This window comes from Caproicibacter fermentans (assembly GCF_014303955.1).
Lineage (GTDB): Bacteria > Bacillota > Clostridia > Oscillospirales > Acutalibacteraceae > Caproicibacter > Caproicibacter fermentans.
In genome coordinates this window covers 79,810-104,038 of sequence record NZ_CP060286.1, presented here as the reverse complement: position 1 = coordinate 104,038, position 24,229 = coordinate 79,810, and the positions used below count along the sequence as shown (strand labels likewise).

Sequence of the window (24,229 nt, the reverse complement as noted above, 5' to 3'; positions counted from 1 at the left end):
GCATCGAATGTCTGATAGAAAATTCATTTTCTATCAATGCCGGCTCCGTTTTTCAGACCGCCGTTTCTTATGATTCCGACTTTACGCCCTTGACCGCCCCGCAGAGGGACTTTACAAAGTCCGCAGCCGGGATGACGGAATTTTCCCCCTCGCGTTCCACGATTTTGACAACGGCGCTGCCAACGATCACGCCGTCGCAGTAAGAAGCCATCCGTTTCGCCTGCTCCGGGTCGGAAATTCCGAATCCCACGGCGCAGGGAACCTTTGCGGCCCGATGGATCGCTCCGAAAAAGGCGTCGAAATCAGTCGTGAACCGATTCCGGGTCCCGGTCACTCCCGTGGAGGAGACGCAGTAAAGGAATCCTTTTGCGGAAGACGCGATCATCGCAATGCGCTCGTGGGAAGTCGGCGCCACCATGCTGATGGAAATCACGCCGTATTTTTCCGCCGTACCCAAAATTTCGTCCCGCTCTTCAAACGGCATGTCGGGCACAATGACGCCGTCCACGCCGCTTGCCGAACAAAGCCCGAAAAAGCGTTCTTTTCCAAACCGAAAAATACTGTTCAGATACAGCATGAATAAAATCGGCTCGTCGGTTTTTTCACGCAGCTTTTTCACAAGCCCAAAAATTTTCATCAGAGTCGTGCCTGAATTAAGCGCCCTGCTGCTGGCTTTCTGAATCACCGGCCCTTCCGCCACGGGGTCCGAAAACGGCACGCCGATCTCCACCAGATCCGCCCCCGCCGAAAACATGGCAAGAACCAGTTTTTCGGTCGTTTCCAAATTTGGGTCTCCCGCCGTCACAAAAGGGATCAGCGCCTTTTCCCCCTTTTCTTTTAGTTGCGCAAACTTTCGGTCAATCCTGTTCATTAAGCTTCACCCCCCTGTACTTTGCAATTGAGGCAACATCCTTATCCCCGCGGCCGGAAAGATTGACCACCAGAATTTGATCTCTCCCCATTTCCGGCGCGATCCGCATTGCGGCTGCGACGGCATGCGCGGATTCTATCGCCGGGATAATCCCCTCCGTTTTGGAAAGATACTCAAACGCACATACCGCCTCCTCGTCCGTAACCGGAACATACTGCGCGCGCCCGCTTGCGGCGAGCTCGGCGTGCTCCGGGCCGATTCCGGGGTAATCCAGCCCGGCGGAAATAGAGTAGACCGGCATGATCTGCCCCTCGTCGTTTTGAAGGAACAGCGATTTCATCCCGTGGAAGATGCCGGCGGACCCCTTGGTGACCGTCGCCGCGTGAAGCGCCGTGTCGACCCCCTTTCCCGCCGCCTCCGCGCCCAGCAGACGAACACCCCGCTCGGGGATAAACTCATAAAACGCGCCCATTGCGTTGGACCCGCCGCCGACGCACGCAATCACGCAGTCCGGCAACCTGCCCTCACATTCGGAAAGCTGCCCTCTGATTTCCTTTCCGATGACCTTTTGAAAATCCCGCACCATCATTGGGTAAGGATGCGGCCCCATCGTCGAACCGATCAGATAATAGGTATCCTCCACATGGGTCGCCCAGTCTCGCATTGCTTCGTTCACCGCGTCCTTCAGTGTGCCGGTGCCCGACTCCACTCCCGTCACTTTTGCGCCGAGCAGCTCCATGCGGTATACATTCAAAGACTGGCGCTCCATATCTTTCACACCCATAAACACTTCGCATTTCATCCCGAACATCGCCGCCGCCGTCGCGGTCGCCACCCCGTGCTGGCCCGCGCCGGTTTCGGCGATGATTCTTTTTTGCCCATGCGCTGCGCCAGAAGAATCTGCCCGAGCACATTGTTGATCTTATGGGCTCCGGTATGATTCAAATCTTCGCGCTTGAGGTAAATTTTCGCCCCGCCAAGGTCTCCTGTCATCCGCTTCGCGTAGTAAAGCGGAGACGGGCGATTGGCATAATCGCGGTACAGTCTTTCCAGTTCGGAGACAAATTCAGGGTCTTTGCTGTAAGATTCGTAAGCTCTTTCAAGCTCATGAACCGCGCTCATCAGCGTTTCCGGCACATATTGTCCGCCGAATTCGCCATATCTTCCGACCTTTTGCATCTCAGCCTTCCGCCTTTCCGGATTCTTTTCGTAGAATCCTCATGATTTGTTCGATTTTCCGGCGGTCTTTCACGCCGCCAGTTTCAATCCCACTGGAAACATCTACCCCATAGGGAGAGAATTCCCTCACGATCGGCCCAATGTTACCGCTGTTCAGCCCGCCCGCGAGGAAAAAGGGCGACGAAAGATTTGCTTTCCGGATCAGATTCAAATCAGCCGTTTTTCCGGTTCCGCCCTGCTCCGTAACCGAAAAGCTGTCCAGAAGCAGCATATTCGCCCCCAGCCTCTGCGCGTGCGGAATACTGCCGCTGTTTTTGACCCGCACCGCTTTCCAGATCTCTGCCTCCGGCAGCAGGGTTCGTAACCTTTCAATCCCCTGCGCCGTTTCCGATCCGTGAAGCTGAACCACATTCAATCCCGCGAGTTTTACGGCGCGGGCAATGTTTTCCGGCGGCTCGTCGACAAAGACGCCGACCTTCCGGATGCCGGCGTCCAGCAATCTTGCCAAAGCGGCGGCTTTTTCCGGCGTAACGCGGCGTTTTGTCCCGGCAAAGACAAAACCGACGTAATCCGGACGGAATTCATTCATGTAAGCGACGTCTTCCGGCCGCCTGATTCCGCAGAATTTGATTTTCAACCCGAATCACCCCTCCATTCGCGCAGCAGGGCGGCAGGGTTCGCGCTGCGCATCAGCGTCTCCCCGATCAGAACGGCGTCCGCGTGCGCCTGTTTTGCCGCCTCCATGTCCGCACGGGAGGCAATCCCGCTTTCAGAGACCAGGACGCATTCTGCCGGAACCAGCTTTGAAAGGCGCGCGGTCGTGCTTAGATCAACCCGGAAGGTTTTCAGGTCGCGGTTATTAATCCCCACGATTTTCGCCCCCGCGTTCAGGACTTTTTCCAGTTCCTCCTCGTTATGGGCCTCCATCAGACAGGCAAGGCCGACGGAATCCGCCATCGCTTTATATTCGCTGAGCCTTGACGCGTCCAACAAAGCGGCAATCAGCAGTACCGCGTCCGCTCCGATCGCTCTCGCCTCGTAAATCTGATACGGAGAAATCACAAAATCCTTTCGCAGGATCGGAAGGGAAGTTTCCCGTCTCACTTCCCGCAGAACCTGGGAGGAGCCCTGAAAATAGGCCTCCTCCGTCAGGACGGAGAGAGCGTCCGCGCCCGCGGCCTCGTAACGGTTCGCAATCTCCGCCGGATGAAACTCGGCGCAGATCAGCCCTTTTGACGGCGACGCTCTTTTTACTTCCGCAATCACCGAAAGCTTTTTCTTTCTCAGAGCCGCTTTAAAGTACCTTGCCGGTCCGGCCTGCTCCGCGGTTTTTCGAATTTCCTCATAGGGAACGGCGCTTTTTTCCCGTCTCAGTTGTTCTTTTCTCTTTTCCGCGATTTCATCCAGAATCATAAGGCGTCACCCGGAAAGCGGTTGGTCAGTTCCTTTAGTTCCCTCAGCTTCTGCAAGGCCGCGCCGCTGTCGATGGAATGCTCCGCAAGATTCACGCCGCGCTGAATGGTTTCCGCCAGTTTACCGACGTACAGGGCGCATCCCGCGTTCAAAATTACAATGTCCCTTGCCGGGCCTTTTTGACCGCTTAAAACATCCAGTGTGATTCTCGCGTTTTCCTGCGCCGTGCCTCCCACGATCTGTTCTTTCTTCGTGAGGCCGATGCCGTAGTCGCACGGGTTCAGCTCGTAGCGCAGCAGCTTTTCGTCCCGAATCTCGCACACCGCGGTCCGGTCCGAAACGCTGACCTCATCCAGGCCGTCGTTGCCGTGTACCAGCATCGCGCTCTTTACGCCAAGATTTCGCAGCACTTCGGCGAGCGGCTCCAGCAGGGCTTCGTCGTATACGCCAAGAAGCATTCCCTCCGCGTGCGCGGGATTGGAGAGAGGGCCGAGAATGTTGAACACCGTCCGGATTCCCGTTTCCCGGCGCGGCCCCGCAGCAAAACGCATGGAGCCGTGGAACCTCTGCGCAAAGAGAAATGTCATGCCGCATCGCTCCATACATTCGGCGGCCTGCTCCGGCGTGATGGAAATCCTGACGCCAAGCGCTTCCAGCACATCGGCGGCGCCGCTCTTGCTGGAAACACTGCGGTTGCCGTGCTTTGCCACCCTGAGTCCCGCGCCCGCCGCCACGAACGCGGAGGTTGTGGAAATGTTGAAGCTGTTCGAAAGATCGCCGCCCGTCCCGACAATGTCCACCGCGGCGGGGGACATTGGGACGGGCTTTGCCTTTTGGCGCATAATTCTGGCAAACCCGGTGATTTCATCGATGGTTTCGCCCTTCATGCGCAGCGCGGTGATAAACGCCGCAATCTGGGAATCCGTCGCTTGATCGCTCATGATGCAGTCCATGGCGTCGCGGGCTTCCCTTTCCGTCAGGTTTTCTCCGTCAACCACCTTTGCAAGGAACGGCTTGAGCGCGACTCTCTTTTCCGCCGGGATCGACGGCGCGGCTGTTTTCATTTCCAAGTTGCACACCTCTTTCAAAAAATTATACAGAATCCTGTCCCCCGCCGGAGTCATCACGGACTCCGGGTGAAACTGTACTCCAAACGTGGGGTCCGTCTTGTGCCGAACTCCCATAATCTGGCCGTCCGCGTCCGCCGCGGTGATCTGCAGACAATCCGGCAGGGAATCGCGTTCCAAAATCAACGAGTGATACCGCGCGGCCCTGATTTCATCCGGCAGGCCGAAAAACAGCGGGCAGCCGCCGTCAATCGAAATAGCGCTCGCCTTTCCGTGCATCAGCCGCTCTGCGGGAACGGTTTTGCCGCCGAACGCCTCGCCGACGGACTGGTGCCCAAGGCACACGCCGAGAATGGGTATTTTTCCGCTGAACCTGCGGACTGCTTCGACGGAAACTCCGGCGTCCTTCGGGTAGCCCGGCCCGGGGGAAATCAGGATTGCCGCAGGTTGCATTGCATCGATTTCGTCCGGAGTGATCGTATCGCTTCTCACGACACGGACATCCGGGTAAAATACGCCGATACGGTCGCGCAGGTTGTAGGTAAAGCTATCGTAATTGTCGAGAAGAAGGATCATAATTCCGCCGCCCTCCGAATTGCCTCCAGCACCGCCTGAGCCTTGTCCGCGGATTCCTCGTATTCTTTTTCCGAGTCGCTGTCGGCCACAATGCCCATGCCCGCCTGAACATAAGCCTTTCCGTTGTGAAACAGCGCCGTGCGGATGGCAATGCAGGTATCCGCGTTTCCGTCGAAGCCGAGGTACCCGATCGCCCCGCCGTACACGCCGCGCTTGACGGGTTCCAGCTCGTCAATGATCTGCATCGCCCGGATTTTCGGCGCGCCGGAAAGCGTTCCTGCCGGAAGAACGGAAAAAAGCGCATCCACCGCGGTTTTATCCTCTCTCAGCTCTCCATGAACCTCACTGACCAGATGCATGACTCTGGAGGCCCTCTCCACATGCATGAAATCACAAACCTTCACCGTGCCGAATTTGGAAACACGGCCGACGTCGTTTCGCCCAAGGTCGACCAGCATGGCGTGCTCGGCACATTCCTTTTCATCCCGCAGCAGTTCGCGTTCCAGCCGTCTGTCCTCCGTTTCGTCTCTTCCCCGCGGCGATGTCCCCGCAATCGGCTTGTTCATGACGACTCCGTCCTCGACGCGGACGAGCATCTCCGGCGACGCGCCCGCGATCTGATAATCCGGGGCCTGAAAATAGTAAAGGTAAGGCGAGGGATTCGTCGCGCGGAGCATCCGGTAGACCGAAAACGCGTCCGGCGGATTTTCGGCTTCAAACCGCCGGGACGGAACCACCTGAAAAATATCCCCGGCACGGATAAAACGCTTCGCCGTCTCAATACGGCTGATGAAATCCTGTTTTGAAATATTGCATCGAATCAGCGGCTCTTTCGAGGTTTTCCGGGCGCCTAGCCGAAACTCGCCGCCCATCTGCCGGAAAAGCTCCTTCGCCCGTTCTTCACAGGCGCCATACTGCCGCTTTATCTCCGCGTTTCCGTCGATATGAAGAATCACATAGGCTTTTCCGCTCAGATGATCGATCGCGACCACCTCGTCATACCGGTGAAGAACACTGTCCGGCATCTCAAGATCATTCCGCGGGGGCCGGCCAAGCTTCGGCTCCAGATAACGGAGGAGATCATAGCCAAAATATCCCGCAAGGCCGCCCGCAAATCGGGGAAGCCCGGAAAAATGCGGAGACCTGTACTTTTCAAGATACCCGGCCAAAAATTCCGCCGGATCCGTAACCGGCTCCTCATAAGCCTCTTCCGTCGACCGAATTGTTACGGTTCCGTCGCGGAGAACGAGCTCCTCTTTCGGATTCACGCCGATAAAGGAATAACGTCCCCATCGCTCGGACTGCTCCACGCTTTCCAAAAGAAAGCAGTTTTCCGAATTTTCCTTCAGCGCGGCGAAAATCCCGACAGGTGTGCGGCAGTCCATCAGTTCCGCGGAAAAGACGGGTACCGTGCGAAAATTTTGCAGCAGGGTTGTTACGGTTTCAATCGGCGGATACAACATGGCCCATTCTCCTTTTGTTTTTGGGGTTTCAGCAAATAAAAAAAGTCCATCGTCCCTGATATACCAGGGACGATGGACTCGTGGTGCCACCCTTATTCGGGAACAAAAATTGTTCCCCTTAAAACAGGTACACTGCATTGCTGCGCCGCTTACAAACTGGTACGCCGCAAAACGCATGAATACCCTTCCGCTGTAACGCGCGGACGCGGCGGCAGATACTGGGTCAAAGCCTTTCTCTGTGCTCCTCACAAATCCATTCACAGCCATCGTATGTGCCGGCTCTCACCGTTACCGCGCTCTCTGTGACACCGCCGTGTCTGCTACTTACTTTTGCTCGCAGGATTTTTCATATGAAATTGGACTTATTATAAAGGCGTATTGAAATTTTGTCAATATCCTTTTTTAATCATTTTATGCCGCTCCCGCGTTTTTGGCACGGCTCCGGCCGATCTTTCACAGCGGTTCCATTTTTATCCGGGAGAAGGTCATTTCTGTAAGAAAGCGACATATAAATGAAATGAGAAAAATGAAACAAGCCTGTTCGAGGCTGTACTGTTTTTAAAATGCACGGAGGAATTATGGAAATATCAATGGTACAGATGTTGAAGCTTTTCCGAAAAAAATTTCTGCCGATTCTTCTCAGCGCCTTACTCTGCGCGGCCGCCGCCTATGGAATATCAAAATATGTTGTTCCGAAAACATATGTTTCGACCGTTAAGCTGTATGTTTATACTCCGGAAAGCAATCCCGATCCAACCATGAACATCAACGCCCTGGACTACGCCCAGAAAATTGTAAACACCTATATCGAAATGCTGCAGACCAGAAGTTTTTACCAAAAGGTCATGGAAAGGTCCGGCATCAAAGATACTGTAGATCATTTTGAAAAAATGATCGAGTTCTCTCCCATGAACCAAACGGAAGTTTTTCAGGCAAAAGTCTCCGCACACACGCCGGGCGACGCCAAAAAGATCGCCGATTCCATCACCGCGCTTGCCCCGTCCACCATCGGAAGCCTGAAGAAAAACTCCACGCTGGAGGTTGTCGACCCGGCGGTAATTCCAGAAAAGCCGTCTTTTCCAAACAGCGTGCTGCTCAGCGCCCTGGGTTTTGTGCTGGGCGCTGCGGGCTGTGTTTTTTTCCTGTTTCTGCATTCGTTTTTCAATATAAAAATCAGAAGCGACAACCTTGCCGGAAACCTAGATCTCCCGATCCTTGCCGCGATTCCTGCTTTTCATGAAAAACTTTAAAAAGGGAAAAAGGTGGATCCAATATGAAAAACCAACACTTTAAAAAAGGCCCCCCGAAAAGACCTTTCATGGACCCAAGCCTTACGTTTCAGGTTACCGAAGCGTATAAAGTGGCAAGAACAAGCCTTGCTTTTTCTCTGCTGAAAAAGGGATGCAAAAAAGTCATCGTCACCAGTTCGCTCGATGCGGAAGGAAAATCAACAACTTCCGTCAATCTTGCAAAATCACTGGCGCAGCAGGTGGATATAAAAGTTCTTCTGATCGATTCCGACCTGCGCAGACCAAAAATTCACGAATACTTCGGTCTGGACAACACGGTCGGGCTGACAAATTATCTTGGAAACATGTGCGGGGTGAAAGATGTAACCCGGCCTACGGAAGAGCCCAATCTGTCCGTAATCTGCAGCGGCGTGGCCGTACCCAATCCGTCGGAGCTTCTGGCAAGTTCCGCGATGAAAAATCTGCTTGCTTGCCTGGAGCCTTACTATGACTATATCATCATGGACACGTCACCCGTCAATATCGTCGTGGACGCCCTGCCCCTTGCAAAGATATCCGACGGGGGTGATCATCGTTGTCCGGGACGGAATTTCCACCTATCCTGAGCTGACCAAAACCGTTGAAACGCTGAAAATGGCGGAAGCGAAAATCCTTGGAATCATCTTGAACGGAATGAAGCCGGAACCCAGGGATTGCAGATACCGATACGACAGATACGGCAAAACCTGTGAACCCTGCCCATGAAAAAGACGACCATCTTCAAGAGATCTGGAACAAGAAAGGTAACCGGAAAGAAAGCGGCCTTTTCCGCCGCTGCCGTGATTGCCGCAGTTCTTCTCCTCTTTTTCCTTTCCGGAATCTTCCTCATTAATTATTCTCTGAACAGGATTCATTATGACCCGGAAACAAAAAGCCCTGTTCCCTTCATTCGGACCGACTCCGACAGCCGGACGGCGCCGGAGTCTTCCCAGAATCAATCCGGCGCCCCGGGAAGCCTCGTGGAAAAGCAGCTTCTCGAGGACGCTGCCTCTCTTCCGGAGAATCAAAATGTTTTCAACCTTCTTCTGATCGGCAGCGACAGCAGAGTTCCGGGCCAAAGAGGGCGCTCGGACACCATGATACTGGTCTCCATCAACCGCCGGACCAGGCGAGTGGCCTTTACATCTTTTCTGCGCGACATTTACCTGCGGATTCCCGGAATCTGGCAGGAGAACCGCCTGAACGCCGCAAACGCATTCGGCGGGCCTTCCCTTCTTCTTGAGACCATCCGACGCAATTTTCAGGTACAGGTGGATCATTACATCTCCGTGGATTTCTCCTCTTTTATGAAATTCATCGACCGGATCGGGGGCGTTGAAATCGACGTTACCGACGACGAAATCGCGGCGGCCAATGAGTACGTCCGGAATATAAACCTCTGGTACGGAATCGCTGAAAACGACGGAGTTCTGTGTTCCGCAGGAAAACAGCTTCTGAACGGAAAACAGGCGCTGAGCTACGCGCGCATCCGCTCCATCGGGAGCGGAGATTTTGACCGGACCGACCGGCAGCGCGCGATTCTGAGAAAAGCACTGGAAAAGCTGAAAACACAAAGTCTTTTAGAATCAGCAAGCCTGCTGAACACGTTTTTACCGGATATTACCACCAATTTAAGCAAGGGAGAATTGCTCTCGCTGCTCCTGCTTCTGCCTTCTTATCCCAACTACAAGGTGGAATCGTGTCATATTCCAATCAACGGAACCTTTTCCTGCCAGAATGTTCGGGGAATGTCCGTTCTGAAAATCGATTTATCCAAAAACGTCGCAGAAATACAGAAACAAATCTCCGGCTGATCCGGCCGGGAAAACTCGTGTCTGATTTGGGAGGAGTGAAAAATGAACCGAGACGTGACTTTTCAGGCGGCAACCGCAGCCTGCGAGGTTCCCGCACAAGCGTATCCCCTGCTTTCTGAAAATCGGACGCAGGCCTATGAGTTTATCAAACGTCTTTTTGATATCGCTCTTTCCGTAATGGCGATTGTTTTTTTTTCGCCGCTTTTTATCCTGACCGCATGCGCCATCAAGCTGGATTCCAGAGGGCCCGTCATTTATACCCAGATGCGTGCCGGGAAAAACGGAAAACCTTTTAAACTCTATAAATTCCGCAGCATGTGTCCGGACGCCGAAGAACAGCTGAAAAACATCCGGTACCTGAATGAAGCGGACGGACCCGTATTTAAAATTTCGAACGACCCACGGGTGACGCGCGTCGGCCGTTTTATCCGGAAAGGAAGCATCGACGAGCTGCCGCAGCTGATCAACATTCTAAAAGGCGAAATGAGCATCGTCGGTCCGCGGCCTCCGTTATTCAGGGAGGTGGAACAGTACACGCCCTATCAGATGCAGCGTCTGCGGGTGACTCCCGGCTTAACCTGTTACTGGCAGATCAGCGGAAGAAGCAATGTCAGCTTTGAACGCTGGGTCAATTTGGATTTACAGTATATTCGGGAACGGTGCTTATGGATCGATTTTAAAACCATTCTGAAAACAGTGCCTGCGGTTCTGTTCGGAATGGGAGCCTATTAAAGGACGGAAGTACATGAGAAAAGCGGTTTCAAGATTCCTGTCGAAGCTGAAAGGCGAGCCTTACATTCTGCAGGATTGCATTCAGCTGAAAGACCTTTGCGGTGTTTTTTGGGAAAGGTTCCGCCAACTGGCAAGAGGATGGCTTCGAGGGTTTGCGTTTCACCACAGGGATGGGGCTGTTCTGATCGGAAAGCATGTAAAAATCAAATGCGCGGGGAATATTTCCTGCGGTAAAAATCTGCTGATTGAAGACGGCGCATGCATCAACGCTCTCTGCCGGCAGGGGGTTATCTTCGGAAGGAACGTTTCCATCGGGCGAAATACGGTCATTGACTGCACCGGCGTTCTGCGGCAGCTGGGAGAAAGCCTGAGTGTCGGGAATTGCGTGGGCTTTTCCCCCGGCTGTTTTATCGGCGTGAGAGGGTCCGTACGAATCGGGGACAATACCATCTTTGGCCCAATGGTCAGCCTTCACGCGGAAAACCATGTTTATGAAGATCTTGCGGTTCCAATCCGCCTTCAGGGCGTGGTTCGAAAAGGAATAGAGATCGGTTCCGACTGCTGGATCGGCGCAAAGGCAACCATTCTGGACGGGGTTAGAATCGGAGACGGCGCGGTAATCGCCGCAGGCGCTGTGGTAAACCGTGACGTGCCCGGCCGGGCGGTGGCGGGAGGCGTGCCCGCCAAAGTAATGAAATACCGCGGCTCGCGGAAAGAGAAGGAATTATGAAAATACTGCTGGTCAACAAATTCCATTATCCGAAGGGCGGAGCCGAGACCTACTATTTCACTCTTGCCGACGCACTGAAAAACAGCGGACATGAGGTCGTCTATTTTTCCATGCTGAACCCCAAAAACATCCCTTGCCGGCAATCACCTTTCTTTGTTTCGAACGTGGACTACAACGAAAAGAACGTGCGCGCAATTCAAAAAATCAGGTTCGGCTTCCGCCTTGTGTATTCATTGGAAGCAAAAAAGAAGATGGAGCGCCTGATTCAACAGGAAAAGCCCGATTTAGCGGTTTTAAATCTGGTACACAGGCAAATTACGCTTTCCATTCTTGAACCGCTCAAGCGGCACGGAATTCCCGTTGTTTTTGTCGCGCACGATCTGGTTTTTCTCTGCCCGAACTGCACCATGCTCTCTCATGGAGCAGTCTGTGAAAGATGCTCCGGGGGATGCTTCCTGCCGTGTATCCTGAAAAAGTGCGTGAAAAATTCCCGGATCAAAAGCGTTCTTGCCGCCATGGAGGCCTGTTTTCTAAGATGGAAAAAGCTCTACGACCGGGTTGACCTCTATCTGTCTCCATCCTTTTTTTTGCAGGACAAGATGACTGAAGCGGGATTCACCCGGAAACCAATCTGCTTTTTGAGAAACCCTCTGCCGATCGGCACGATTTACCGGATGCCCGAACACTGCGGCGATTCTTTGCTTTACTTCGGCCGGCTGTCGCCGGAAAAAGGAATCCTGACCTTATTAAAAGCGTTGAAAGAAGCCGACCCGCGAGCATCTATGGGATTGACCGTTGCGGGGGACGGGCCGCAGCGCCCGGAGCTTGAGCGCTTCACGGCGGAGAACGGACTGACAGAATCAGTTCGCTTCGTCGGTTTTCAAAGCGGCGAAGCGCTTCAAAAGCTGTTGGAGCAGTGCAAATGCGTGGTTTTGCCGTCCGAATGGTATGAAAACTGTCCCTATTCTATTCTGGAAGCAATGGCGAAGGGCCGCCCCTGCATTGTCAGCAATCTTGGGGGACTTCCGGAATTGGTGGAGGACGGCGTTACCGGCTACATTTTTAAAGCCGGCAGCGCCGGCTCCCTTCGTGAAGCGATTGCAAAGCTGTATCGGCTGGATGATCAGGAATACGCTGAAATGTGTAAAAACGCCCTGGAACGGGCCAAAAAGGAATTCAGCGCCGAACGCTATCTTGAAAAATTTTTTCAGGAATACAAAAGTCTGAGTCAGCACGGAGGTAACCATCATGAATCATCTGCACGGATCGATTATCGTCACTTACCGCTGCAACGCCCACTGCAGCATGTGCGGCTGCTATGCCGACCCGACCAAAAAAAGTGATGAGATCAGTCCTGATCTCATCCGGAAACTTCCCCGGATGAAATTCGCAAACATTACCGGGGGAGAACCGTTTCTCCGCGACGATTTGGACGAAATCGTTTCCGAGCTGGATCGAAAGGCCGACCGGATCGTCATTTCCACCAACGGATATTTCCATCAGAAAATTTTAGCTCTCTGCCGCAAATACCCCCGGCTGGGAATCCGGATCAGCATAGAGGGAATGCCCAAAACAAACGACGCCATTCGCGGCATTCGGGACGGCTTTGACCATGGCCTGCGCTGTCTGCTGGAGCTTATCGCCGCCGGACACAGGGATGTGGGATTCGGAATGACGGTTCAGGACGGCAACGCGGACGATCTGCTCCTGCTTTATGAACTGGCCTGTGATATGAAAATGGAATTCGCAACCGCCGCGCTTCACAACTCTTTCTATTTTCGCAAAACGGACAACGCTATCGCTGACAAATACCACACGGCGCTGCAATTTGAAAAACTGATCAACGAGCTGTTGAAAAGCAATTCGCCAAAAAAGTGGTTTCGCGCCTACTTTAACCACGGGTTGATCAATTACATTTACGGAAACCCCCGGCTTTTGCCCTGCGAAATGGGAAGCAACGGCTTTTTTCTCGACCCGTTCGGCGATGTTCTGCCCTGCAACGGAATGGATTGCAAAATGCCGATGGGCAACCTGAAGAACCAATCGTGGGAAGAGATCTGGAATTCCGCCGAAGCGGAAAAAGTGCGCAGGGCGGTGAGATGCTGCCCCAAAAACTGCTGGATGATCGGCAGCGTTTCCCCCGCCATGAAACAGCATTTTTCCGTACCCGTCGGGTGGGTCGCCCGGCACAAACTGCTGAAGCGCGGGTACAGCCTGAAGGAAAACGGTTTTATTCGGGAAAATCCCGATGATGAAAACGGGATTCAGAGCGACACCGCCGGACTTCTGCGGGAATAAGCTTCGAGAGGGCGCTATGAAAATTGCAATGATCGGGCAGAAAAGGATCCCCAGCCGTGAAGGCGGCGTCGAAATTCATGTAGAGGAACTTTCTTTGCGGCTGGTTGAAATGGGGCATGAGGTAACCGTTTACAACCGAGGCAAAAAGGGCTTTCCGCACAACCGGGAATATCACGGAATCCGGATTGTTACCGTGCCGACCATCAACCGAAAATGCCTTGACGCGCCCGTCTATTCCTTTTTCGCCGCCGTCCACGCGCTGTTCGGGCGATATGACGTGATTCACTTTCACGCGGAAGGCCCCTGCGCCATGCTTTGGCTGCCTCATCTCTTTGGAATCCGTACGGTTGCGAGCATTCACGGCCTGGACTGGCAGCGCTCAAAGTGGGGCAACTTTGCGTCAAATTTCCTGCTGCTGGGAGAAAAATGCGCGGTCAAATATGCGGATGAGCTCATTGTCCTCTCCCGGAATGTCCGGCAGTACTTTAAAGACACCTACGGCAGGGAAACCCTGTTAATCCCGAATGGAGTAAACCGTCCGGAAATTCGAAAAGCCAACCTCATTACCCAAAAGTACGGCTTGCGCCAAGGCTGTTATCTGCTGTTTCTGGCCCGTATCGTTCCCGAAAAGGGGCTGCACTATCTGCTGCGCGCCTTTGCGGAGATCGATACGGAAAAAAGCTGGTCGTGGCCGGGATGAGCAGCCATTCCGACGGCTACACGGACTTTATCCGCAAAATGGCGGCCAAAGATAAACGAGTTGTCATGGCGGGATTTGTCCGGGGGCCGGAATTGGACGAACTCTTCAGCAACGCGTTCCTTTATCTGCTCCCCAGCGAGATAGAAGGCATGCCCATCAGTCTGCTGGAAGCCATGAGCTGCGGCTGCCCCTGCCTTGTGAGCGATATTCCGGAAAACACGGAAGTGCTGGGGCCCTTCGGATATACGTTTCGAAAAGGCGACCCGGAAGATCTCCGGCAGAAAATTTGCTCCATTTTAAAGGAGGGGCCGTCCGCCGATAAGGCGGATCAGGCGCGAAAATATGTCCTGAAGCACTACGACTGGGACCTTGTCGCACGCGAAACAGCGCTGTCCGCGTACCGGAACGTTAAAGCTGAGGGTAAAGACACAGGATGAAAAAAGAAAAACTAAAAATACGGTTTGGGGGCGCTTATGGATTTTTACAGCTCCATGATCTTTTACGGCACCATCAGTTTGCTGACCGCTCTCAATGCCGAATGCTCCGTCCGGTCCAGGGATATCCGGGCACAGGGATTTTTTGCCTGTAACGCGGTTTTGATTCCTTCTTTGACCGCCGGATTTCGGTACGGCATCGGGACGGATTATCTGCTGGTTTATTATCCCGAATTTCTGAATCTTCAGAATCATATTCATTATCGCAGCCGCATGGAACCCGGGTTCGTACTGCTGAACCGATTTGTTATCGCGTTGGGCTGCGGTTTCCCGGTTCTTCTTTTTCTTGTTTCGTTCCTTACAATTCTTTTTGTTTTCCTCGGTTTGAAGCAATACCGAAAAAAGCTCAGCGTGGGGTTGGGCATGCTTGTTTTCATGCTGCTGTATTACCAGCTTTCGTTTGACATCATGCGTCAGGCGGCGGCCATGTCGATCGAGTTTTACGCTTTAAAATATGTTACTTCCAGAAAGCTGTTTCGATTTTCCGCGCTGACCGCTTTTGCCTGTTGTTTTCACCTTTCCGCACTCATTCTGTTCCCCGTTTACTTTGCCCATTTTTTGTACGGAAAGCCGAAATATCAGGCGCCGGCCATGATCTCCTATGCCGCCCTGATTTTTCTGGTCCTGAACTACAATCGGATTCTGTATCCGATTGTCGGCGGAATCGGTTCCCTGCGCTATTACTCCGGTTATCTGCGGGCAACCAAGAGTTTTTCGTTCAGTATCGGCGTTTTTGCACGCACCGTTCCTTTTTTACTTCCCGGTTTTCTGCTCCGACGGGAACTGAAACGGGATTCCCGCATGTTTCTGCTGTTTAACCTTTTGATCATGGGCTGCATCTTCCGGCTGATGGCCTATACAACCATTTATTTTACGGAAAGAATCGCTTACTATTTTCTGATTCCTCAAATTGTTCTCGTTCCCACCTACTGCCGGCGATTAAAAGAGCGAAAAAAAACATGGATTGGCATTGCAGTATTTGCTTTTGTCTTTTTTTTGTGGATTTACGACTATTTTGTAATGGGAAGCTGCCAAACGGTGCCCTACCAGTCCATTTTTCACTGAAATCAGAATCCGAATAAAAATCAAGACGGGAGAATGCACGGATGATACAACTATCTGAAGAATTCCAACAAGGTCTCGTCAGCGTATGCGTTCCTGTTTATAACGCGGAAAAAACACTGCAAGAATGCCTGGAATCCCTGATCGGTCAAACCTATCATCAAATGGAGATTATTCTGATCGACGACGGTTCCACTGACGGCAGTCCGGAAATCTGCCGCCGATATGCGAAAAGGGACCGGAGAATCCGTTTCATCCGGCAGAAAAACGCGGGAGTCGGCGCCGCAAGAAACGCGGGCATAAAAGCGTCGCGGGGGGAATTCCTCGCGTTTGCGGACGCGGACGACTGGGTCTCTAAAGATATGTTCCGCAAATTAACTCAGGACGCCGTTTCCAGCCGGTCGCAGCTTGTTTTCTGTAATTTTGCAATGGTGAAAGAGAACCGCCAAACCCGCCGCGACCAGTTCCGCGGCATGAAAGAGCAGGACCCTCAAATCAAGATGAAGCTTCTGTCCGGAATTCTGTCTCCCTCCGAGCGCAACATCATGGGAAGCAGCTGCACGGTTCTGATTTCAAGGGAGCTTCTCATGAAACACGGGATTCGGTTCAGCGAGACCATCAGAATGTCGGAAGATATGCTCTTTGTTCTTCAGTGTGTGGACGCGGCGGAGCGAATCAGTGTTAACCGTGAATTCCTCTATTTCTACCGGGATAACCCAGGCTCCGTTACCCGCAATTACATACAAAACATGTGGCCGGACATGATGGCCGTTCTAGAGTGGTCACGAAAAAACCTTTCCGCAAAATACGGCCGGACCTGTGTGGACGAGGGAATCAGAGCCAGCGCCGCGAACGCGCTGATTCTTGCGGCCGCGAATACGTGCAAAAAGGGAACTCCCCTGGGGCTGTTCCGGCGCATCCGGTACTGCAGGGAGCTAAAGCGGCTGCCCATTGTTCGGGAAGCGCTTCACAGCGCCTGGAAAAAACGAAGCAGTTTTCGAAGGAATGTCCGGCCGCAGATTTTATGCGTCAAGCTCAACGCCGACTGGCTCCTGATTCTGTACCATTCCATCAAGCACCGCACGCTTTTAAACGGGTCTGTCGAAAAGAAATCGGCCGATAGCTTTGGGAAAACGGCGGCTCTTTATTTTCACGATAGCAGCAAAAATCACGGCTGCGAGGCAATCATCCGCTCAACCGCACAAATGCTGACCGATTTCAGTTTCATTCTTTTCTCCGGTCATCCGGAGGACGACCGGTCTTACGGAATCGACCGCATCCTGCGTGTCCGCGCCGCAGGAAAACCGTTTTGTCAATATGATCCCGCTCGGCTGCCTGCCGGGATTCTGATGAAAATCCTGGGAGATGCGGGGTTGAAATGCGCCAAAGTGTACGGAAACCTGCTTCGAAACCCGGATTTTAAAATCGCGATCTCCATTGGCGGAGACAATTACTGTTATCCCCGCTACCGGTACCCATTGATTCTGAGGGCCCTGAATCACAGGCTGAATCAAAAGGGCGTTCAAACCGTCCTGTGGGGTTGTTCCATTGAGCCAAAGCTGCTGGAGGACCCTGAAATTCTCAGGGACCTGAACCGGTATTCATTGATTACGGCGCGTGAATCCATCACGTACCGCGCGCTGCTGAACGCAAAGATCTGCAAAAACACAAAGCTCTGCCCGGACCCGGCGTTTCTTCTGCAAGGGAGAAAGCATCCCCTTCCCCCCGGATTTGATGAAACACATATGATTGGGATTAACGTTAGTCCTCTGATTCTGGAATATGAAAGCAGCAAGGGAATCACGCTTCGAAATTACCTTTCGCTGATTCGTTTCATTCTTGCCTCAACCGATTTTCAGATTGCCCTTATCCCTCATGTTGTGGAGGCCGACCTTAAGGTCATGGAAAATCTGTACGAGCCCTTTCGGGACACCGGCCGTGTAATTCTGGTGGAGGACCATAACTGTATGGAGCTGAAAGGCTGCATCGCCCGCTGCCGCATGATGCTGTGTGCCCGAACCCACGCGTCCATCGCGGCATATTCTTCCTGCGTGCCGACCCTCGTCGTCGGATATTCCGTCAAATCCGCGGGAATCGCGAAAGATATTTTTGGGACCGACGAGCATTACGTCATCCCGGCGCAGTCGCTGCGCAAGAGCAGCGACCTTGTGCATGCCTTCAAATGGCTGATGAACAAAGAAAACTCCATTCGCGCCCGCCTTCAAAGCGTCATGCCGGATTATTGCGCCAGAGCTCTGGACGCGTCAAAGGAAGTTGAAAAGCTGGCGGGTGAACGGAATTGAACGCGAGGGCCGGCCAGAGAAAAGCGGGAGTCGTTCTTTCCTACGCGACCATGGCGGCGCAGAGCGTCATCGCCATTGCGTACACGCCCGTGATGCTGCGCCTTCTGGGAAAAAGCGAATACGGAGTTTATAATCTGGTCTACTCCATGGTCAGCTATCTCGGGGTATTGAGTTTCGGGTTCGACAGCGCCTATATCCGCTTCTATTCCCGCCTTCAGGCGAAAAAGGACGTTACGGGAATGGCTCGCCTGAACGGGATGTTTCTGACCCTGTTCACCCTGATCTCAATTCTTGCGCTGTCGGCCGGTTGCGTCCTGATAAAAAACGCGGGCTCTCTTCTTTCCGGCGGGCTGACGGACAGAGAGATTAAAATCGCCGCGGTTTTGATGAAGCTAATGGTTTTTAATATTGCCATTACATTTCCGACCAGCGTTTTCGATTCCATCGTGATGATTCACGAGCAGTATATTTTTCAAAAAACGGTAAATTTGCTGCGAACCGTTTTGAACCCGTTTCTGACGCTTCCGCTTCTTCTGATGGGGTACCGGTCCATCAGTCTGGTTGTCGTAACGACCGCTTTGAATGCAGCGGGTCTGCTGATTAACATCTGGTTCTGTCTGAGCAAGCTGAAAACTCAGTTTATTTTCAGCCGGTTTCATCTTGCGCTGCTTCGGGAAATCTGGATTTTTTCCGCTTATATCTTTTTGAACATGGTGACGGAGCAGGCAAACTGGAGCATCGATAAAATCATACTGGGGAAAATGAAGGGCAGCTCCGAGGTGGCAGTTTACTCCATCGGCTCCCAGTTCAACACCATATACCTTTCTTTCTCAACAGCGATTTCGTCCGTGTTTGTTCCAAAGGTAAACCGGATGGTTGCGGAAGACGGCGACGTCAAATCCTTAACAAATCTGTTTACCAAAGTCGGAAGAATCCAGTTTTTTGTTTTGTCTTTCATTTTGACAGGGTTTGCTTTTTTCGGCGGCTATTTTATCAAAGTATGGGCGGGCCGGGAATACGCGGGGACGTACCTGACGGCTTATCACATCGCCCTGCTGCTGATGGTTCCGGTTACAATTCCTTTAATTCAAAATCTTGGAATTGAAATACAGATCGCCAAAAACATGCACAAATTCCGCTCGGTCGTTTACGCGCTCATCGCCGCCGTCAATCTCACCGCCAGCATTCTTCTATGCCCGTCCCTCGGCGGCGTCGGCTGCGCCGCAGCCACCGCGGCCTCTATCACGCTGGGATCCGGCTTCATAATGAACTGGTATTATCAGTCAAGAGTCGGACTGGACATTCTTTTTTTCTGGAAACAGATTCTGAAAACTTTCCCCGCGCTGATTTTACCGGCAGCTTTTGGATTCTGCGTTACACGCTTTTTCCCGGTTGACAGCGCTGCTCGGTTTTTGGGGGTTGGGCTGCTCTACTCCGTGCTGTTCTTTTTTTCTGTTTGGGAATTCGGCCTGAACGCCTATGAAAAGGGACTTATTTTACAGCCGTTTCAAAAATTCGTAAAAAATCCTGCGCGACCGCAAAAAACTCCCCTGCCGGGAAAGGACAAATCATAAAAGGAGGATGCCGTATGCGCCTGGCTCACGAACTGTCGCTTTCTTCCGCGATCCGCTACAATTTTTTCTGCGGACACGTTCGGAAAAGCGGAGGAAAAATCATTCCCTACTCCCGTTCCGTCTTTATCTTCGGGCCAAACGGAAGGCTGATCATTCGGGGGAATTTTAGAACCAACGTCAACTGCATCAAGAGGAACGGACGCTCAACCATCGTTCGCGTGGACCGGGACGCCGTACTGGAAACCGGCGGTGAGTTTACGCTGTATTACGGCGGAGACATCATTGTATTTGAAAATGCAAAACTGTTTTTCGGAAAAGACTGCGGATGCAATTCGGATGTAAAAATCAGATGTACCCGCCTGATTGAAATCGGAGACCGCACTTTTATTTCCCACAACGTCACCATTCTGGACTCCGATTCGCATGAGCTTTGCGGAATCGGGAGTGATATGACAAAACCCATTAGGATCGGAAGCCATGTCCTCATCGGCACTCATGCCACCATTCTGAAGGGAGCGGTGATCGGCGACCACTCCGTCATCGCCGCAAACGCCGTGGTAACCGGAGAGATTCCGGCGCACTGCCTCGCCGCGGGCATTCCTGCCCGTGTGATTCGGGAAAATATAAACTGGAAGTAGGTTTCATGATGACGGTAGATGTAATTGAAAAGGAAAAATGCACCGGCTGCGGCGCGTGCGTTTGCGTCTGCGTCCACCGGGCGATTTCTATGGAACCGGATCAAGAAGGATTTTTGTACCCTGTCATTGACCGGGAAAAATGCACCGACTGCGGCCTTTGCCTGTTAAAATGCCCGCTTTCTAAGGCGAAGCCGGAAAACCGAACCGAGCCGGAAGCCTTCGCCTGCTACAGCAGAGACCGGGAAACGCAGCTCAACAGCACATCCGGCGGAGTGTTTACCGAACTTGCCAAAGAGGTTCTGTCGGACGGCGGAGCGGCGGTCGGCGCCCGGTACACGGAAAACTTCGCGGTGGAGCACGCAGCCATATTTTCGGAGGAGGACATTCCCCTGCTCCGGCAGTCCAAGTACTTGCAGAGCGATACGCAACGTATTTACGCTCAAGTACAGGAATGGCTGAAGAAAGGGCTTCCGGTCCTTTTCTGCGGCACACCCTGCCAAAACGCCGCGCTGCGCTGTTTCCTAAGAAAAGAATATGACAACCTGATTCGCTGTGATTTCATCTGCCGTGGAGTCGCTTCCCCCAAAGTTTTCAGAAAATATCTGGATATGCTCGAATCCGATTACCGCGCGCCCGTCCAATCCGTTCAGTTTAAAAACAAGGACGCGGGCTGGCACCGCTTCGGTACCCGGATCACCTTTCAAAACGGCGGGGTTTATTACGGCGGCCGTTTTCAGGACCCCTTCATGACCGGGTACCTGGAGCGTAACCTTTTCCTCCGTCCCTCTTGCTATCAATGCCCTTTTCACTGTCTTCAGGAAGGAGACATTACTCTGGGGGATTTCTGGGGAATTGAAAAAATCCATCCGGAGCTGGATACCGACAAAGGCACCTCGGCGGTAATTCTTAACACTTCAAAGGGCCGGGCGGCCTTTGAACGAATCAAACCGCGCCTGATCTGGGCAAATTGCGGAACGGATGAAATTCGGGCCGAAAATTTCTGTATGGAACGCGCTGCGAAGGCCGGACGAAACCGCCGTAAGTTTTTTGAGGAAATCGACCGGCGCCCGTTTTACGAGCTTGCGGAACAATACGCCTCTCCCTCAAAATTTCACGGCTTTCATCCGCGAACCTTTTTATCCGGAATCAAAAAAATCCTGCGCGGGGCGCAGGAGTAATCAAAAGCCGATCCGGAGTGAAAAGAGAGGAATTATGCAGACGGAATACAGAAAATATTTGGTCATCGTTCCGCATCCGGACGACGAAATCAATGTGGCAGGACAGCTGATTACCCGCCTGACACACGGTGGAAGCAGCGTTACCGTCCTGTACACCACAAACGGCGATTATCTTCCCGGCCAGGGCCCGGAAAGATTAAAAGAAGCAATCCGCGCTTTGAAAATTCTGGGCGTTGACGAAAAGGACATCCTGTTTATGGGGTACGGGGACGGCTGGAAGGGAAGCAGGCATCTCTATAACGCGGACGGGGGCGTGCCGCTGGAATCAGCCGGCGGGCACCTGAAAACCTACGGATTAGAAAACCACCCTGATTACCGGTTTCAGAAATCCGGATTTCACCATACCTACACACGTGACCACTACAAAAAGGACCTGCGCGATATTCTGCTGGACCTGCGCGCACAGGCGCTGATCGCGGTCGATTTCGACTGGCACCCGGACCACCGCTGTACCTCCCTGATGCTTGAAGAGGTATTGGGTGAAATTTTAAAATCCGGGAACAGCTATCATCCCCTCGTCCTGAAAAAAGTTTGCCTATGCCGGGGTGTGGAACGGACCAAAAGACTATTTTCATTTGCCGGAGCAGCCGACCCTGCCCCCGCGCAGAGCGCTTTTGAACGACAGCCGTTTTGAACTGGACGTCCCTGCCTACTCGTGGAACGAAAGAATCCGACTTTCCGTCCCTTCGAAAACGCGAACGCTGATTCCGTGGCAAAACGTGATTTACCAGGCCTTGCGGGAACACCGTTCGCAAGCGGCAAAATGGAGGTTCGACCGAATCTGCAACTCCGACCTCGTCTATTGGTTCCGCAGTACGAAGAGTCTGTCCTATCGGGCAAAAACAAAAGCGTCTTCCGGAAACCCGGAATGTCTAAACGATTTTAAGCTCATCGACTGCCCGGATCTTGCTGGAGGACGAGACGGGATCGGGATATTCGGGAACTGCGTCTGGTCGCCTGGCCGGAATGACCCCGTAAAATCGGTCGAATTTACCTTTCCTGAGCCGGTAAACATTTCCTGCTTTTGCCTCTATGAAAATTTCGCCCCGGATGACCATGTCAAAAACGGAATCATCCGATTCGACAACGGTTTCTGCCTGGAAACCGGCCCTTTGGACAATTCCGGGAAAAGAACAATCGTGGAATTTGAAACTCAAACCGGAATCCGAGCCTTTTCGTTTCAGATCACGGATTTTTCGGGAGACAATCCCGGATTAACCGAATTTGAGGTATATGAAAAGCGGGAAGATAAAGAGTTTCCGAATTCCATTTTTGAGCGGTATTCCACTGAAAAAGAATCCGGAAACTTCATTCGGGCATGTTTCGCAGGGCTTTTCCGCAGCCTTTTTGAATCAGGACGCTTCGTTCACCGGGCAAAAGAGCGGCTGAGAAGAAATTTTGCACGATTCACTCGATCTGTCTGAGCTCCAGCGCTTCATGCACTGTCTTAAACTCCGCCGACGTGAGGTTTCTGTCCGCATAGGCTGCTTCGCCGTCCTGGTTATCATAGGGGTCGTTCCGGAAATGCCCGGTCGGGACGGCAAACTCGTGCTGAAACTCGGAACTCAGGGGAATCCGGAACGGGTCGAGATGGCCGAAATAGTATTCCCACCGTTCCGCCGCACCGTTGCGTTTGGCCGTGCCGCCGAAAGAACAGTCGGCAAAAAGCCATCCATACGGGGCGATATAAAACTGCGCCCAGTCATGCTCGCCGACTTCATACGGCGTCGCATAGAGTCCCGCCTGCCATCTTGCCGGAATACCTGCGATCCGGCAAAGCGTGATGAATAAAAGCGCCTGAATTCCGCAGTCACCCTTCCGCCCGCAAGCAACATAAGAGGTAAGGTCTGTAATGGTGCTGTAACTCCTGACGAAAGAATACATCACGTGTGCCGTAATATACTCGTAAATTTTCTTTGCTTTCAGCAGCGGATTTTTTTCATCGCCGATTATTTCCGCCGCCAGCATGCGAAGATACGGCGTGAAATGAATCTGCGGAGGAAGCTCTTCCGTGTAAAAAGCAGGCTGCGCGTCCAGAACCCGCGACGGCTCCATGTTCTGATATTCCAGATGGTTTTCAAACTCATATTCGACCGCAAACTTCTGGTTTTCCTCTAACGTGGTTTCAAAACAGACGGTCCGCTGGGGATAGTCGGGCGGCGCAACGCGAATCGGTTCCATGGAAACGGACAGCAGTTTAAAATTGCGGACCTGCGCGTACTCAAGCGGAATCGGCAGATGCACCTGAATGGTCTCGCCGATTCTTCGGGCACTTTCCTGAATTTGCATCGTGCTGCGGATGTGAAAGTAGTAGTTCAGTTCTCCCTTTTGTTTCATCTCCGCAATGGATGCATCTAAAAGCTCGTAATTTACGTTTTGATCCTTCTGATTTACCGGGTGCAGGTTCCGCGCCGCAAGCTGCGGCCTTGTCTTCATCAGATTATCCAGAAACTTTCGGTGAAAACGGACTTTCCCCTCGACGTAAACCCACTCGACCATATTGTCTTCCCAGAAAGCGGTCAGCTCCTCATCCCTGAAATCGGCAATATTTTCTTTCAGGATTGCGCAGGCCTGCTCCCAGGAATAAGGATACTGCTCGGGAATCCTCAAAAGGACTTCCTGTTCCAGTTCCAGACGTTTCCGCAAGGCAGAGGGAAGCTCCGAGCGAAGCCTGCGGCCGATGACTCTCCTCACAGTTTCAAAGTCCCCGTGACATTTCATCTTTTGGATATCTTCCGGAAGCGGTACCTCCAAATATTCCAAATCCGAGTACATACAAAATTCCATCCTCTCACTCAAAGGCCTTTCC

23 protein-coding genes and 1 pseudogene are annotated in these 24,229 nt (G+C 52.7%); 17 read left to right on the top strand and 7 right to left on the bottom strand.

What is annotated here, in order from left to right:
* Positions 1-67 precede the first annotated feature (67 nt).
* From trpA to trpE, 6 genes and pseudogenes are all read right to left on the bottom strand, one after another.
* The gene (trpA, locus tag HCR03_RS00510) at positions 68-871 is read right to left on the bottom strand and encodes a tryptophan synthase subunit alpha (protein WP_187036150.1); all 804 of its coding nucleotides are present in this window, start codon (positions 869-871) and stop codon (positions 68-70) included.
* Positions 858-2,050: pseudogene (gene trpB, locus HCR03_RS00505) on the bottom strand (tryptophan synthase subunit beta). The gene trpA and the pseudogene trpB overlap by 14 nt, the downstream one beginning before the upstream one ends.
* A 1-nt stretch (position 2,051) precedes the next feature.
* Positions 2,052-2,687, bottom strand: coding sequence for a phosphoribosylanthranilate isomerase (locus HCR03_RS00500; protein WP_187036148.1), 636 nt, complete (start codon positions 2,685-2,687; stop codon positions 2,052-2,054).
* On the bottom strand, positions 2,684-3,463 hold the full coding sequence (trpC, locus tag HCR03_RS00495; RefSeq protein WP_187036146.1) for an indole-3-glycerol phosphate synthase TrpC: 780 nt from the start codon (positions 3,461-3,463) through the stop codon (positions 2,684-2,686). Before trpC ends, HCR03_RS00500 begins: the two co-directional genes overlap by 4 nt.
* Positions 3,460-5,106 carry a bifunctional anthranilate synthase component II/anthranilate phosphoribosyltransferase gene (locus HCR03_RS00490; protein ID WP_187036144.1) on the bottom strand — a complete coding sequence of 549 codons (1,647 nt, stop codon included), beginning with the start codon at positions 5,104-5,106 and terminating at the stop codon, positions 3,460-3,462. Before HCR03_RS00490 ends, trpC begins: the two co-directional genes overlap by 4 nt.
* On the bottom strand, positions 5,103-6,569 hold the full coding sequence (gene trpE, locus HCR03_RS00485; RefSeq protein ID WP_187036142.1) for an anthranilate synthase component I: 1,467 nt from the start codon (positions 6,567-6,569) through the stop codon (positions 5,103-5,105). Before trpE ends, HCR03_RS00490 begins: the two co-directional genes overlap by 4 nt.
* Before the next feature lie 578 nt (positions 6,570-7,147).
* Here trpE and HCR03_RS00480 point away from each other — a divergent pair.
* The 17 genes from HCR03_RS00480 to HCR03_RS00405 are packed head-to-tail and all read left to right on the top strand — an operon-like array spanning position 7,148 to position 22,844.
* A complete protein-coding gene (locus HCR03_RS00480; RefSeq protein ID WP_187036140.1) occupies positions 7,148-7,819 on the top strand; it encodes a YveK family protein in 672 nt (223 codons plus the stop codon).
* A gap of 23 nt (positions 7,820-7,842) precedes the next feature.
* Positions 7,843-8,424, top strand: a complete 582-nt coding sequence (locus HCR03_RS00475; protein WP_187036138.1) for a CpsD/CapB family tyrosine-protein kinase — start codon at positions 7,843-7,845, stop codon at positions 8,422-8,424.
* Complete coding sequence (locus HCR03_RS00470) at positions 8,363-8,563, top strand: tyrosine-protein kinase family protein (RefSeq protein WP_187038181.1); 201 nt, start codon at positions 8,363-8,365, stop codon at positions 8,561-8,563. The genes HCR03_RS00475 and HCR03_RS00470 overlap by 62 nt, the downstream gene beginning before the upstream one ends.
* Positions 8,560-9,651 carry an LCP family protein gene (locus HCR03_RS00465; RefSeq protein WP_187036136.1) on the top strand — a complete coding sequence of 364 codons (1,092 nt, stop codon included), beginning with the start codon at positions 8,560-8,562 and terminating at the stop codon, positions 9,649-9,651. The genes HCR03_RS00470 and HCR03_RS00465 overlap by 4 nt, the downstream gene beginning before the upstream one ends.
* Before the next feature lie 42 nt (positions 9,652-9,693).
* Positions 9,694-10,383, top strand: a complete 690-nt coding sequence (locus tag HCR03_RS00460) for a sugar transferase (protein WP_187036134.1) — start codon at positions 9,694-9,696, stop codon at positions 10,381-10,383.
* A gap of 13 nt (positions 10,384-10,396) precedes the next feature.
* Positions 10,397-11,113 carry an acyltransferase gene (locus tag HCR03_RS19585; protein ID WP_187036132.1) on the top strand — a complete coding sequence of 239 codons (717 nt, stop codon included), beginning with the start codon at positions 10,397-10,399 and terminating at the stop codon, positions 11,111-11,113.
* Entirely contained in the window at positions 11,110-12,456 is a 1,347-nt protein-coding gene (locus HCR03_RS00450; RefSeq protein WP_187036130.1) for a glycosyltransferase, read from the top strand. The genes HCR03_RS19585 and HCR03_RS00450 overlap by 4 nt, the downstream gene beginning before the upstream one ends.
* Positions 12,362-13,411 (top strand): radical SAM protein, encoded by a 1,050-nt coding sequence (locus HCR03_RS00445; protein ID WP_187036128.1) that lies wholly within the window; start codon positions 12,362-12,364, stop codon positions 13,409-13,411. The genes HCR03_RS00450 and HCR03_RS00445 overlap by 95 nt, the downstream gene beginning before the upstream one ends.
* Positions 13,412-13,427: 16 nt before the next feature.
* Positions 13,428-14,111 carry a glycosyltransferase family 4 protein gene (locus tag HCR03_RS20235; protein ID WP_330601088.1) on the top strand — a complete coding sequence of 228 codons (684 nt, stop codon included), beginning with the start codon at positions 13,428-13,430 and terminating at the stop codon, positions 14,109-14,111.
* Positions 14,108-14,548, top strand: coding sequence for a glycosyltransferase family 4 protein (locus HCR03_RS20230; protein WP_330601087.1), 441 nt, complete (start codon positions 14,108-14,110; stop codon positions 14,546-14,548). The genes HCR03_RS20235 and HCR03_RS20230 overlap by 4 nt, the downstream gene beginning before the upstream one ends.
* A 36-nt stretch (positions 14,549-14,584) precedes the next feature.
* Positions 14,585-15,670 (top strand): EpsG family protein, encoded by a 1,086-nt coding sequence (locus HCR03_RS00435; protein WP_187036127.1) that lies wholly within the window; start codon positions 14,585-14,587, stop codon positions 15,668-15,670.
* A gap of 41 nt (positions 15,671-15,711) precedes the next feature.
* Entirely contained in the window at positions 15,712-17,970 is a 2,259-nt protein-coding gene (locus HCR03_RS00430) for a glycosyltransferase (RefSeq protein WP_187036125.1), read from the top strand.
* Positions 17,967-19,544: an oligosaccharide flippase family protein gene (locus tag HCR03_RS00425; RefSeq protein ID WP_228725042.1), complete on the top strand. Its 1,578-nt coding sequence runs from the start codon at positions 17,967-17,969 to the stop codon at positions 19,542-19,544. Before HCR03_RS00430 ends, HCR03_RS00425 begins: the two co-directional genes overlap by 4 nt.
* Before the next feature lie 14 nt (positions 19,545-19,558).
* Complete coding sequence (locus tag HCR03_RS19520) at positions 19,559-20,182, top strand: acyltransferase (RefSeq protein WP_066648913.1); 624 nt, start codon at positions 19,559-19,561, stop codon at positions 20,180-20,182.
* A gap of 5 nt (positions 20,183-20,187) precedes the next feature.
* Positions 20,188-21,360 carry a Coenzyme F420 hydrogenase/dehydrogenase, beta subunit C-terminal domain gene (locus HCR03_RS00415; protein ID WP_187036123.1) on the top strand — a complete coding sequence of 391 codons (1,173 nt, stop codon included), beginning with the start codon at positions 20,188-20,190 and terminating at the stop codon, positions 21,358-21,360.
* Positions 21,361-21,394: 34 nt separating this feature from the next.
* Positions 21,395-22,054, top strand: a complete 660-nt coding sequence (locus HCR03_RS00410) for a PIG-L family deacetylase (protein WP_187036121.1) — start codon at positions 21,395-21,397, stop codon at positions 22,052-22,054.
* On the top strand, positions 22,035-22,844 hold the full coding sequence (locus tag HCR03_RS00405) for a DUF7402 domain-containing protein (RefSeq protein WP_187036119.1): 810 nt from the start codon (positions 22,035-22,037) through the stop codon (positions 22,842-22,844). The genes HCR03_RS00410 and HCR03_RS00405 overlap by 20 nt, the downstream gene beginning before the upstream one ends.
* Here HCR03_RS00405 and HCR03_RS00400 read toward each other — a convergent pair.
* The gene (locus tag HCR03_RS00400) at positions 22,828-24,195 is read right to left on the bottom strand and encodes a transglutaminase-like domain-containing protein (protein WP_187036117.1); all 1,368 of its coding nucleotides are present in this window, start codon (positions 24,193-24,195) and stop codon (positions 22,828-22,830) included. The genes HCR03_RS00405 and HCR03_RS00400 overlap by 17 nt on opposite strands.
* Positions 24,196-24,229: the final 34 nt, after the last annotated feature.